The following is a 13,095-nucleotide window of genomic DNA, read 5'->3' on the forward strand; positions in this document are numbered from 1 at the left end:
TTTGCAAATCTGGCGAGTATTGAGCATCAAGTAAGGTAAAAGTTATGAGCGATTTTGTAGATCGAGTAACAGTACACGTTAAAGGCGGCGACGGCGGCAACGGATCCGCAGGCGTGCGCAGAGAAAAATACAAGCCACTTGCAGGTCCAAACGGCGGAAATGGCGGAAATGGCGGAAGCGTTATATTCGTAGCCGATCGCAACGCTAACAGCCTACTCGACTACCGATTCATTCCACATCGCGTAGCGCAGAGTGGCACAATGGGTTTAGGTGATACAAAGGACGGCTCCAAAGGAGAAGACCTTATGTTGCCAGTGCCAGTCGGAACCGTAATTTTTGAGGCGAAGGGTGCATCGGGCGCGCAAAAAAAGCCAGGCAATGTTTTGGCGGATTTGCAACATGTAGGCGACACATTCGTAGTCGCAGCAGGAGGTGCTGGAGGCCTTGGAAACGCCGCTCTTGCCAATAAAACTCGCCGCGCTCCAGGTTTTGCACTACTAGGCGAACCTGGCGAAGAACGAGACGTAATCCTAGAACTAAAGTCGATAGCAGACGTCGCGCTAGTGGGCTTCCCGTCTGCAGGAAAGTCAAGTCTTGTAGCTTCAATCAGCGCTGCAAAACCAAAAATCGCAGATTATCCGTTTACAACGCTTGTTCCAAACCTTGGTGTAGTCAGCTTTGGTGAATACCGCTACACAATCGCAGACGTGCCAGGATTGATTCCAGGAGCTTCCGAAGGAAAAGGGCTTGGTCTAGAATTTTTGCGCCACATTGAGCGCACGGAAATAATCGCCCACGTAATCGACTGCGCAACGCTTGAACCCAATCGCGATCCAATCAGCGATTATAAGGCTTTGGAACACGAGCTTTCGCAATACGCAAACAAGTTGGATTTGCCGCTTGGAGCAATTCCGATTCCAGAGCGTCCGCGAATTATCGTGCTAAACAAGATTGATGTGCCAGAGGCAAAAGAGTTGGCAGAATTTGTGCGAAGCGACTTTGAAAAAATGGGCTTTCCAGTTTTTGAGATTTCTACTGCGTCTCACGAAGGCTTGAAAGAGCTTGGTTTTGCGCTTGGAAAGATGGTGGCTAGTATGCGCGAAAAGCTTGCTGAGCAAGAGGCAGCGCGAGAAGAAGAGCGAGTTGTTATTCAGCCGCTTGAACAGCCAGCATTGAGACGACGCAGAGATGATGGCCGCGGAAGTGCTAGCGACTTTACAATCGAGCGCGAAGAAGACAAAAATGGCGACTTCTGGTTTACTGTTACGGGCGCTAAGCCAGAGCGTTGGGTTGTGCAAACAAACTTCGACAACGACGAGGCAGTTGGCTATTTGGCGGATCGCTTAGCAAAACTTGGTGTGGAAGACGAGTTGCGCAAGAAGGGTGCACGTCCAGGAGACGAGATTAGGATTGGTCGCGGAAACCGCATGGTTTGCTTCGACTGGGATCCAAGCATTGCAGCAGGTGCGGAAGGTTTGGACGGCGCTAGCTTGGGCGCGCGTGGAAAAGACTTGCGACTTGAAGCAAATGACCCTAGAGGTGCAAGACGCACGAATGCGGAGCGCAGACGCGATTATCACATGATGATGGATGCAAAGAGCGCTGTGAGAGATGCGATGATGGCGGAGAGAAAGCAAGGTCATTGGGCAGATCCATCGGTAGATGACGACAAACACGATGAGCAGAGTTTATTTGGACGTGGTGAGTAAATGATTAATAAGGCAGTTGAGCCTACCGAAGATGAGATTCGGCGTTCAATTAGCAATGCGAACACAATAGTCGTAAAAGTTGGCTCTAGCTCGCTTACAGACTTATCTGGTCATTTAGACGTGCAAAAATTACGTGCTCTTGTTACGGCTATTAGCCGTGCTCAAATGTCTGGAGCTAATGTAGTTTTAGTATCTTCTGGTGCTATCGCAGCGGGATTTGGACTACTTGGTTTTAATGAACGTCCTAAAGATGTGCCTACTCAGCAAGCAACAGCATCAGTTGGACAAGGCTTGCTCATGTACCAATATGAGTCAGCATTTGCGGAATTCGGCATAAGAGTAGGGCAAATGCTACTAACGGCAGACGTTACTATAAGTCCTTCGCGTTACCGTAATGCCCAACGCACAATGCTTAGGCTGCTGGAATTAGGCGTTGTGCCAATCGTAAACGAAAACGATGCTCTGTCTAGCAACGAAATACGTTTTGGTGATAACGATAGGCTTGCGGCGCTTGTGGCGAACATTGTGCGAGCAGATGCGCTGGTTCTTTTAACAGATGTTGACGCGCTTTACACGGCTCCGCCTAGCGAACCAGATGCTAAGCGGATTGGTTTTGTTCCCGATGTTACGCGCGCGTTAGATGATGTTAAAGTTGGCTCCAGCATTTCGGGTGTAGGCACAGGCGGAATGATAACCAAGATGGATGCAGCGCACGTTGCTGCTGTTTCTGGAATCCCAACGCTTTTGACATGTGCTAGTAACGCGGAGGGCGCACTATCGGGGAAAGCAGTTGGAACCGTGTTCGCGCCACTAAATTCGCGCGCGTCTTCCAGAAGACTTTGGATTGGTTTTGCGTCTAATCCGCATGGCTCGATTATTGTAGATTCTGGTGCAGCTGCAGCTGTTCGAGGAGGGAAAGCAAGCCTGCTGGCTGCTGGAATCGTAGGGGTTGCTGGTGACTTTTCTGCAAGTGATCCAGTGTGGATTGATGACGAGCATGGCAATCATTTAGCCAAAGGGCTAGTTGCATTTGATTCAGATGAGATACCGCAGGTAATGGGGCTTACAACAGACGATTTAGAGGCGACTTTGGGGCGGCAATACGCGCATCCTGTGGTGCATCGCGACAATCTTGTGCTTTTATAATCTTCTACTTGCTAATCGATTTGCATGTGCGCTTAAAGCTTCGCCAAGTGAGGTGGAGATTCGAGATTTTTCGCCCTGAATGAGATGAACCTCAGCATCTTTGATGGTGATTCATCGAATGAAGAAGAAAAATCGAGAATCTCGGTGATTAAGTGGTACGCAATTGTTAAGACTTGTAAGAGGGATGGGTGATTCTTGGTCGAACAATATAAGAGCGGCAGCCGATACCAAATAATCCAATGAGTCACCACTACAAACAAACTTCAACCCAAAAACAAAATTAAAGACAAAACGGAACAACCGCAACAACAAGCAACGCGTAAGAGGCAGAGCGTTGTGAGACAAGAATTAGCCAGCCCTCGCGCAACACCAAACAAGGAAATGCCTCGATTCGCCCGCGTTTGTTTCCCAAATTGCAAAATATGGGAACAAAATCGGGAAATAACGTGTAATGGTTACACTGTAGAGTATGGCAGAAAATATCGCAGCAAATACGGCAGCAAACGCATCAAACTCTCAATGGCGCTCTATGAGCAATCGCATTAACAAAGTGGCACCGAGTGCAACGCTTGCTGTAGATGGCAAAGCAAAAGCAATGAAAGCCGCAGGAATCGACGTTATTAGCTTCGGCGCAGGCGAACCTGATTTTCCAACGCCGCTCTACATTGTTGAAGCCGCAGCCGCCGCATGCAAAGACCCAAAAAACTACAAGTACACGGCTACAGCTGGTCTTCCAGAGCTTCGCGAGGCGATTGCGCGCAAAGTCAAGCGCGATTCTGGCTACGATGTTTCCCCAAATCAAGTTGTTGTAACGAATGGCGGCAAACAAGCTGTTTACGAAGCATGCCAGATTTTGTTAAACGATGGCGATGAAGTTATAATCCCAGCGCCATATTGGACAAGCTACCCAGAGGCAGTAAAACTTGCAGGTGGCGTGCCTGTGCCTGTTATGTCTGGCGCGGATCGCGGTTTTGAGCCAGATATTGAGGCGATTGAGGCGGCTCGTACCCCACGCACGCGTGCGATTATTGTAACTTCGCCTTCTAATCCAACAGGCGCTATTTGGAGCGCACAAACGATTCGCGCGATTGGCGAATGGGCTGTAAAACACCATATTTGGGTGCTTTCCGACGAGATTTACGAGCACTTGCATTACGACGGCGTAAAAACGTCGTATATTGGCGTAGAAGTGCCAGAAGTGCGCGACCAGCTGCTTGTTTTGAACGGTGTTGCTAAAACGTACGCAATGCCAGGTTGGCGTGTTGGCTGGATGGTTGCGCCGCTTGATGTCGCAAAAGCTGCGATTAAGCTTCAAAGCCACATGACGTCTAACGTTTCCAATATTTCACAGCGAGCAGCTCTTGCAGCGGTTGGTGGGACCTTAGATGAAGTTGCAAAAATGCGTGATTCCTTCGATGCTCGTCGCAAGGCTATTGTGCAGGCGTTAAACGATATTGATGGCGTGACTTGCCCTCTTTCGCACGGAGCTTTCTACGCGTTTGCAAACGTTGAGGCACTACTTGATCGCCCGATGGGCAAGGATTCTAAGATTCCAGGCACGTCGTCTGTGCTTGCGCAAATGCTTCTTGATGAAGCGCATGTTGCCGCTGTTCCTGGAGAGGCTTTTGGTGCGCCTGGCCACTTGCGATTCTCGTGTGCTTTAGCAGACAGTCAGCTTGCCGAAGGTATGAGGCGTATGAAGCAGTGGATTGAAGGCGGCAGTGCGTTTTAAAGGCGCCAGCGCGTTGTTTACGCGCGCAAAAGTCGCCAGCAACCGCGCGTTTAGCGACACTCGCTAATCATAATAAAACCCTTAAATCTTGCCCTTCCGCTAACATATCTATTTGGCGGTTTTGCCAAGTCAATCTTTTTAAGGTATGATTAGCAAGTTCACCTAGGGATGTGGCGCAATTGGTAGCGCAACGGTCTCCAAAACCGTAGGTTGTGGGTTCGAGTCCCGCCGTCCCTGCCAGTTTTATTGTTAACAATTTTCAAACGAAGGATTCAAGCATGGCCAAGGCAAAAGAGAAGAAGCCGAATTTGTTCATGCGTATTGGCATGTTCATTAAGCAAACTATTGATGAGACTCGCAAAGTCGTTGCTCCTCACGGCAAGGAATTGTTTGCTTGGTCAGCTTCCGTGTTTATTTTTGTTATTTTCTTGATGGTTTTCGTCACTGTTATGGACTTCGGTTTGGGTAAGTCTGTTATGTGGCTGTTTGGCTGATTTCAACGAATTTTGAGGGTGTGCGAATATGACTGACGAGTTGAATCTCGAAAATGTTGATTCTGTGAATGATCTTGCGGATTTTGACGCAGCTGATATTTCGGTTGATGCTGCAAATGTTGAGAACGCAGATGCTGCAGATACTGTTGTCGTAGAAGATGCTTCTGAAAATAGTGAAAACGTAGCTGGTGAGACCGAGTCTCCTGCTGAGCCTGCTGAAACGGTTGCTGGCGATTCTTCCGCTGCGCAAGAAGTTGATCCTACAGATGCTGGTGCTGCCGCTGTTGCGGAATTCTCTAAGACTTTGCGCACTCTTGAAGGCAAGTGGTACGTTCTCCACACCTATTCTGGCTACGAGAAGCGCGTTAAAACTAACGTTGAATCTCGTGTACAAAGCTTTGGTTTGGAAGATAAGATTTTCCAGATTGAAGTGCCAATGGAAGAGGTTGAAAAGCACACCGACAAGGGTAAGAAGGTTATTACCCGCGTTCGCGTTCCAGGTTATGTGCTTATTCGTATGTGGCCAGATGAGAATGCTCGTCGTATTGTGCGCGAAACTGAAGGCGTTACTGGTTTTGTTGGCCCATCTAAGGAGCCTGCTCCTCTTAGCCGTAAGGAAGTTATCGATATGATGGCTCCTATGATTGCGTCTGAGGCTTTGAAGAAGGCTGGAGATAAGCCTGCTGCGGCTCGTAAGCGTACCGTTGAGGTGGCTTACAAGGTTGGCGATCAAGTTACAGTTACCGATGGCCCATTTGCGACTATGGCTGCCGTGGTATCGGATGTGGATCCTACAACGCAGAAGCTTACGGTTCTTGTTTCTATCTTCGGTCGCGAAACTCCTGTGGAGCTTGGATTTAACCAGGTAGAGCCTATTGTTTGATTTTTAATGCGCGTTTTGTGATTGTTGCGCGTATCTGATTTTATCAGTGCATAAGTCGGGGTGTGGTGTTTGCTGCATCCCGACTTTTGTTTTGCTTTGTTTTTTTTGGGGGGGGGATAATCCGTAATTTTGTAATGTAATTTTTTATAATGTAATCAAAAACCCCGAGCTATTAACCCGGGGTTATGAAAGAGAAGAGAAGAAGAGAGGTTCAGTTATTAGTTCTTGCAAATCATTCGTTATGTTGATTTGCTTTTTCCTTGATGTCTCTATAATAGGCATCCTTTACTTAAGACAAAGATGTTATTGCCTGTGAATTACCTGAAAATCTTGTAAAAAATCTCTACGTTTCGCCATTTTTGTGTATATTTCTTTATTTTTCTGTAGTTCGAGTGCAGTCTTAATAATTTCGCGTTAAATTCTTTGAATTTTGTTAAATCTTTTGTTGATACTGTTCTCTGATGTGCCGTATGCTTGAATCATGTCAGAAATTGCAGAATCTACGAATAGCGATGAGTCTAAAGTTTTACCCACTTCTGAATCGGCTAATTCTTCTGAATTGGCTAATTTGCCGATGTCTATTTCTGCACGATTAGGTAAATTGCAATTCCATCTTTCTGGCAAATTTCGTGTTTTGCAGTTTGCAGATGTTCAGGATGCTCCAAAAATTAGCAAAGATACAATTAGGCTTATAGAGTCCGCTTGTGATGCTGTTAAGCCAGATATTGTGATTTTTACGGGTAATCAAATTGCTGGATATGTTAAAGATTTTGCGGATACATTTGTACGCAGACGCTGGTCTTCGGAGGCTTTCGACTCTTCCTCAGGACGATTTTCTGATAATTACTCGCCTAAGGATGAGTCGTATGCAGAAAAACTAGATGCAACGCGAAAAAAAGTTATTGAGCACATTAAGCGTATGGTGAAGCCTTTGGAAGATCGTTCAATTCCATGGGCGCTGACTTACGGAAACCATGATTTTCAATGTGGGTTAAGCAATGAAGAATTGGATTCTTTGTATCAAGAGTTTAAGGGTTGCATGAACCGTTCTTCGCAAAACAAGTCGAATAATTATGATTCTTCTAGTTGCAATGTTGCAGCTTTGCAATCTACTAAATGCATATTGCCAAATCAAATTATTTTTCCTTGTGAAGCTGGTACGTTTGCGCTTCCAGTTATGGATGTGAATCAGGAAAATGTTATATTTTCATTAGTTTTGGTTAATTCTGGAGACTATGAGAAGAGTGGAGGTTATGGGAAACCTTCGGATAAGGCACTTGATTTTTTGAGAAATTTGCCAAAGTTATCGCCTCCAAAATTCTGTGTTTTCCAGCATTTTCCTCTTCCTCAATACTATGGTTTAATGCGTGAAGTTTCTAAAGATTATGCGTCTCAGGAACATGCGATCGAGGGGTACAGGCGTTTTGCTGGGAGATATTATGCTTTAGACGATAATCGCATTTTGCCAGATGGTTATCTTGGAGAAGGTGTGAGTTGCCCAGATAAAGACAGTGGGGAATATGATATTTTGCAAAAGATTGGCACTTTCGCTTTCTGCGCAGGGCATGATCACAGAAACGCGTTTGCTGGACGTTGTAAAGATTCGGATATGCTACTTATGTCTACTGCAACGTGTGGTTTTGGATCTTATGGGCCAGCTGCATCTAAATGTGGTGCAAGACTTATCGAATTTGACATACGTCACCCATACGAGCCTAGAACGCAAATGCTTGAATTTGGTGATTTAGTTGGAAAACCTTCGTCTAAAAAGGCGTATACTTATGGTCTAAACGCGGATTGCGATCACGATTTGCCAGAAGTAGATTTATTGCAAAAACCTTCGCTTTTTGCAAGGCTATTGAGAAGATGGCGGTCTCGCGCAGCAAAGTAGCTTGGTTAATGCTCGAATTGGTATGTGTTATTGGCACGCATGTCGGTATTATAGTGATTAGTTTTAGTTGCAAACGAAAGAGGTAAATGTGTCTGCGCATAATACGGCTGAACAGAACGAAAGTGGCATTGACGCTGCAGACGTTTTGCATGTAGAAGGTGGCAAGCCGCTTAACGGAGCTATTAAAGTTCGTGGTGCAAAAAACTTTGTTAGTAAAGCAATGGTTGCAGCTTTGCTTGCTCCTGGGAAATCCGTGTTAAAGAATGTTCCAGAAATCAGAGATGTTCACGTTGTTTCTGATTTGCTGCGTTTGCATGGAGTAAACGTAGATGTCGATGGTGCTGCAGGCGTTGTTAGTATTGACGCAAGCAATGTTCAGCTTGCTGATGTTGCAGACGTAGATACATTATCTGGATCTTCTAGAATACCTATTCTCTTCTCTGGTCCGCTTCTTCATAGACTTGGTGAGGCTTTTATCCCAGCTTTAGGTGGGTGCAATATTGGAGGGCGTCCAATAGATTTCCATCTTGAAACTTTGCGTAAACTTGGTGCGAATGTAGATAAAGATCATGAGGATGGTATTCATATTACTGCTCCTAACGGCTTGCATGGCACTAAAATTCATCTACCTTATCCATCGGTTGGTGCCACTGAGCAAACTCTTCTTGCAGCCGTGCTTGCAGAAGGTAAAACAGAGCTTTCGGGTGCTGCAATTGAGCCAGAAATTATGGATTTGGTGGCTGTTTTGCAGAAAATGGGCGCTATTATTTCTGTTGACGTTGATCGCACATTTAGGATTGAGGGTGTTGATAAGCTTCAAGGCTACAATCATACGGCTTTAACAGATAGGATTGAGGCAGCATCTTGGGCTTCTGCTGCGCTCGCAACTCATGGTGACGTGTTTATTAAAGGGGCTACTCAGCCGGAGATGATGACCTTCTTAAACGTGTTCCGTAAAGTTGGTGGTCAGTTTGACGTTACTGATAACGGTATTCGCTTCTGGCATCCGGGTGGTGATTTGCATCCTGTTGCTATTGAAACCGATGTCCATCCTGGTTTTATGACTGATTGGCAGCAGCCTATTGTTGTTGCTTTAACTCAAGCTAAAGGTTTGAGTATTGTTCACGAAACTGTTTATGAGAATCGTTTTGGGTTTACAAAACCACTTGTTCAAATGGGCGCTATGATTCAGTTGTATCGCGAGTGCTTAGGTTCTCTTCCTTGCCGATTCCAGCAGCGAAATTACAAGCATTCTGCTGTGATTTTTGGTCCGACGCCTCTTACTGGTCAAGATATTGATGTTCCTGATTTGCGAGGCGGTTTTAGTCATCTTATTGCGGCTCTTGCAGCTAAGGGTCCATCTAATGTTAAGGGTATTTCGCTTATTGACCGTGGTTATGCAGATTTCCGCGGTAAGTTGACTGCTCTTGGCGCGGATATTGATTGAGCAATGTGAGCAATGTGGATAACTTTTCCCTTATTTTTCTAGGGTTTTGATGGCTTTGGTACACATTGTTCTATAAGTATTTTCAATACGCAAATTAGTCTATAAAGTTTGCAGCACAGGATTATTGTCATTTTGATTTTATGAAAGTGCGGCAAATATGGTTTGTGTGGGCGGAAGATATCAGATTCTCGGAAAACTTGGAGCTGGAGGAACATCTACTGTTTATCTTGCGGTAGATAATGTTCTTCATAAGCAGTGGGCTATAAAAGAAACTGCTACTGATTTTGATGACGATAAAAAAGCCTTGATTTTGCAGTCTTTGCGCGCAGAAGTTGAGGTTTTAAATCATTGCAATCATCCTTCTATACCTAGAATTGTTGATTTTTTTGAGGAGAATGGCAGAGCATACGCTGTTCGCGACTATGTTGACGGATTTTCTTTAAAATCAATGATTTTACAAGAAGGTGTTATGAGTCCTGCCGAAGTGTGTAATTTAGGTATACGATTGTGTGGCTTATTGCAATATCTTCATTCACTTAATCCTTCTATTGTTTATTGTGATTTAAAACCATCTAACATTATGCTTTGTGCGGATTCAAAAGTTTATTTAATTGACTTTGGATCTGCATTAGAAATTAAAAATAAAGATGGTGTGTTGGTGCAACCAAGCAGATTTAAACAAGATGCGCGTTTTGCTACTCGTGGATTTGCTGCTCCAGAACTTTTTAAGCCTGAATCCAAAATAGGCGTTTTTACTGATGTGTATTCTCTTGGTGCTACATTGTGGTTTGCTCTTACGGGTAAATGTTTTTCTGATAATAAGACTATAGACTCAGAAAACTCAGAGCATTATGATGCTACAAAGCACTTTACTAACTTCGACTTAGCTGATGGTGGTTTTGCTAACGATCTTCAAGCTGTTTTAATGCGCGCCATGTTAGAAAATCCTTTGGAGCGTTATGCGGATTGTAAAGAATTTGCTCAGTCGTTAGAGGATTGCTTAGAAAATTATTTAGGTGACAATTTAGATTCCGACGTAGAGGGTATAGAAAATATCAGGTCGCGTGTAAATCATTATAAGAATAATCGTCGCGATAGGCGTAAGAGTAGCCGTAGGAGTATCCGTAAAAATAGTCATAAAAAGAGTAGTGGAAATACTCATCGAAATATTGTAATCAAAATTATTTGCTGCATACTAATGGTGATTATTGGCTGCTTTTTGATAGGAACATCGTTGCATTCTTTAACATCAAATAGTCAAATAAATAGTCGAAAAAATGATTATGCGCGAGTGGCTCGTGACAATCGTGAAAAAAGAAACAAGAATGCTATAGAGAAAATAAGTGATGTTGAAAAATATAAAAACTACATGAGAACAGCGGCAAAATCAATGGATTCTAAGCAGGTGATTCAAAATGTTAAGCAAGCCATGCGATTGCAAATAAAACTTTTTAATGCCAATATTCAGCCGCTTTCCATTCAACCAATACTCAGACTTTTAGTGCATCAAATTGAAGATTTTCGGTGGACTCTTGATGAAAGAGAAGATTTTACAGCATTGATCAATGAGTATAAAAACATGCTTAAAAAATCTGAAGATTGGTATGAGTTGTGCTTATCCGTGGGCAAAGCATATTGGTACTATAGCGTTGAAAACGGGGAAGAAGTTAGTGATTCAAATAGAAAAACTCGCATAACAGCAGCGTCTGAATGGTTTAAAGAAGCGTTAAAAGGTGTTAAATCAAGAGACTATGAGTTGGCATCAATGTATTATTCGATTGGAAGTGAGTATTTAGGCTTTGCATCTTATGCGGAAGGAAAATACAAGCCGCAAAATGTTGATTATATTACGAAATTGCATAATTTTATTGAAAATGCTAAGAAAAATCAGAACGAGATTGTAAAAATAGATGCGTGTGAACTTGTTTTTAATTCGCTAAAATCGTGGATTAGTTTATTTAAGTCTTATGCTGTTAGTCAAGATAGTATTGAAAATATTTTTGACGACGCGTTAGATTTAGCGCGATCTATAAAGTCGCAAAATAAAAACGTTGACAATAGAGTTAAGCAAATAATGAGCCAAGCAGATCCGTTAATTGATTCAATTGAAAATATATTTGACAATGGCGATATTTGATGTTTAAGGATTCACTAGGTGCGGTGGAGATTCGAGATTTTTTGCAGCGAAAGAGGTGTATCGCTCGCGCGTTACAGCGCGCTCACGTCTTCGCTTGCGTTGAAAGCACACTGTGCTTTCAACTTTGAGCAAGCTCAGCGAATCGAAGTGCATTCGCGCGCTACGCTTTAAGCGCTCATGCAGATCGATTCGCAGCATGAAATGGTGATTCGCTGAAGAAGCAAGAAAAATCGAGAATCTCGGTGATGAAAGATACGCAAAAGTTTTAGATATTCAGAAGGTTTGATGTATTTCTATACGAGCAATAAAAGAGGAGCGTAGCGACGGGACTTGCGAGGAGAGAAATACTCAAACTTCGCGCAACAGCAAACAAGGAATCGCGCAATAGTAAGTAAGAAAAGAAAAAGCCCACTGCGGTGGAATGAATGCAGTGGGCTTAGTGGAGCTAATGGTAATCGAAACCACGACCTCTTCGATGCGAACGAAGCGCTCTACCAACTGAGCTATAGCCCCATTGTTCTACAACAACTCTGCACACTGTACTACAAGGTGCGTAAAAGTACAATGCTAAACCAGTATGGAGTGTTGCAAAAAACGTTTAAATGTCAATAATAATGCGCCTAATGCTTATTTGTATTTTCATATAGTGCACACATTTAGTATGCATATGTGGAAGCTACATTGCTGTCATAAATCCGCCAAAAATCACCACAAGAATCGCTAAGACTTCAATAGTATAGAACATTATAAATGATGCCCAGCTGCAAGTCAGCACATTTAAGCGTGATGTTTTAGGCACTATTACAAGTAGTCCTACGAATAAAACAGCGTATACAGCAACGCCAAATCCTGCAGATATTATTCCAAGGTTTGCTGCATTAGCTAGTCCAGCTGCAGACCCATAAACGACGTATGTTGAGTACCAAAAGCTTAGTCTTAGCAAGCATAAGCCGCTTATAAATTGTTCAATCGTTAGAAAAATAACGAATAAAAATCTCCACAGCCATTTTTTAGACTCTATTAATGCCATTGCTAGTGTTGTAGCTGTTGCAACGGTTGTAACCCATGCTATAAACACAACGCCTTGTGGTGTTAAACCAGAATAATGTTGAACAACCCATGAAGTGTGTTGTACTGCTAATGTTCTACCTATCCAATATGGAATGACTATTGCTGCTAGAAGCACTGCAAAGTAGAGTATCCAGCGTTTAGGATTAGAGTGACGTTTGGAAATATCTGCTATCGATAGCTCAGATTCCAATTCGTTAGGTGATTCAAGTGTTTTATCTGCGTTAGCATCAGTGTTTGCTTTACGCTGATCCATCTTTTGCCACTCTCCTTTAAACGCGTTAAACACTTTAAAGCTAGATCAAATTTGTAATATCAAATTCTCAATGACTACATTACCAGCAAAATAAAATATACGCGAAAAACGCCTGATTGTCTGTAAAAAATCTCGAATCGTTAGCTTGTTAATCATCTTGTTAATCAGCATGTTTAATCGTTAGTCTGTGTTGCGTGTGCACGGTAAGTGCGCTAGCGTTCTTGGTTTTGTAGTCAAATATCGGTTTTAAGGAAACAAATTCAGGATTCAAATCATAATCTCATAATCTAAAGCGTGCAATATAATTGTTAATCCGCGCAAAATGCGTGCAT

The 13,095-nt window shown here is 43.4% G+C and carries 9 protein-coding genes and 2 tRNA genes; 9 read left to right on the top strand and 2 right to left on the bottom strand.

All coding sequences use genetic code 11. The features are described from left to right. The first annotated feature begins 44 nt into the window (after nucleotides 1–44). The 9 genes from obgE to HXT19_RS00955 all read left to right on the top strand — a co-directional run bounded on the left by obgE (nucleotide 45) and on the right by HXT19_RS00955 (nucleotide 11,439). Nucleotides 45–1,709 (top strand): GTPase ObgE, encoded by a 1,665-nt coding sequence (gene obgE / locus HXT19_RS00915; RefSeq protein WP_004115954.1) that lies wholly within the window; start codon nucleotides 45–47, stop codon nucleotides 1,707–1,709. Then, nucleotides 1,710–2,855, top strand: a complete 1,146-nt coding sequence (proB, locus tag HXT19_RS00920; protein ID WP_014554788.1) for a glutamate 5-kinase — start codon at nucleotides 1,710–1,712, stop codon at nucleotides 2,853–2,855. It begins immediately after the preceding gene. A 469-nt stretch (nucleotides 2,856–3,324) separates the two neighbouring features. Continuing rightward, a complete protein-coding gene (locus HXT19_RS00925) occupies nucleotides 3,325–4,587 on the top strand; it encodes a pyridoxal phosphate-dependent aminotransferase (RefSeq protein ID WP_101888074.1) in 1,263 nt (420 codons plus the stop codon). A 164-nt stretch (nucleotides 4,588–4,751) separates the two neighbouring features. Continuing rightward, a tRNA-Trp gene (locus HXT19_RS00930) sits at nucleotides 4,752–4,827 on the top strand. A gap of 38 nt (nucleotides 4,828–4,865) precedes the next feature. Beyond that, nucleotides 4,866–5,081 carry a preprotein translocase subunit SecE gene (secE, locus tag HXT19_RS00935; protein WP_004111941.1) on the top strand — a complete coding sequence of 72 codons (216 nt, stop codon included), beginning with the start codon at nucleotides 4,866–4,868 and terminating at the stop codon, nucleotides 5,079–5,081. 28 nt (nucleotides 5,082–5,109) lie between these two features. Continuing rightward, complete coding sequence (nusG, locus tag HXT19_RS00940) at nucleotides 5,110–5,964, top strand: transcription termination/antitermination protein NusG (RefSeq protein WP_004118345.1); 855 nt, start codon at nucleotides 5,110–5,112, stop codon at nucleotides 5,962–5,964. Nucleotides 5,965–6,445: 481 nt separating this feature from the next. Continuing rightward, the gene (locus HXT19_RS00945; RefSeq protein WP_101888073.1) at nucleotides 6,446–7,855 is read left to right on the top strand and encodes a metallophosphoesterase; all 1,410 of its coding nucleotides are present in this window, start codon (nucleotides 6,446–6,448) and stop codon (nucleotides 7,853–7,855) included. Nucleotides 7,856–7,943: 88 nt separating this feature from the next. Continuing rightward, a complete protein-coding gene (gene murA, locus HXT19_RS00950) occupies nucleotides 7,944–9,302 on the top strand; it encodes a UDP-N-acetylglucosamine 1-carboxyvinyltransferase (protein ID WP_180947172.1) in 1,359 nt (452 codons plus the stop codon). A gap of 157 nt (nucleotides 9,303–9,459) precedes the next feature. After that, a complete protein-coding gene (locus tag HXT19_RS00955; RefSeq protein ID WP_101888071.1) occupies nucleotides 9,460–11,439 on the top strand; it encodes a serine/threonine protein kinase in 1,980 nt (659 codons plus the stop codon). Nucleotides 11,440–11,879: 440 nt separating this feature from the next. Here HXT19_RS00955 and HXT19_RS00960 read toward each other — a convergent pair. After that, nucleotides 11,880–11,952, bottom strand: a tRNA-Ala gene (locus HXT19_RS00960). Between the two features lie 163 nt (nucleotides 11,953–12,115). After that, nucleotides 12,116–12,763 (bottom strand): hypothetical protein, encoded by a 648-nt coding sequence (locus tag HXT19_RS00965; protein WP_004111953.1) that lies wholly within the window; start codon nucleotides 12,761–12,763, stop codon nucleotides 12,116–12,118. Between the last annotated feature and the right edge of the window lie 332 nt (nucleotides 12,764–13,095).

This window comes from Gardnerella sp. DNF00038, from assembly GCF_049262855.1.
GTDB classification, from domain to species: Bacteria; Actinomycetota; Actinomycetes; order Actinomycetales; family Bifidobacteriaceae; genus Bifidobacterium; species Bifidobacterium vaginale.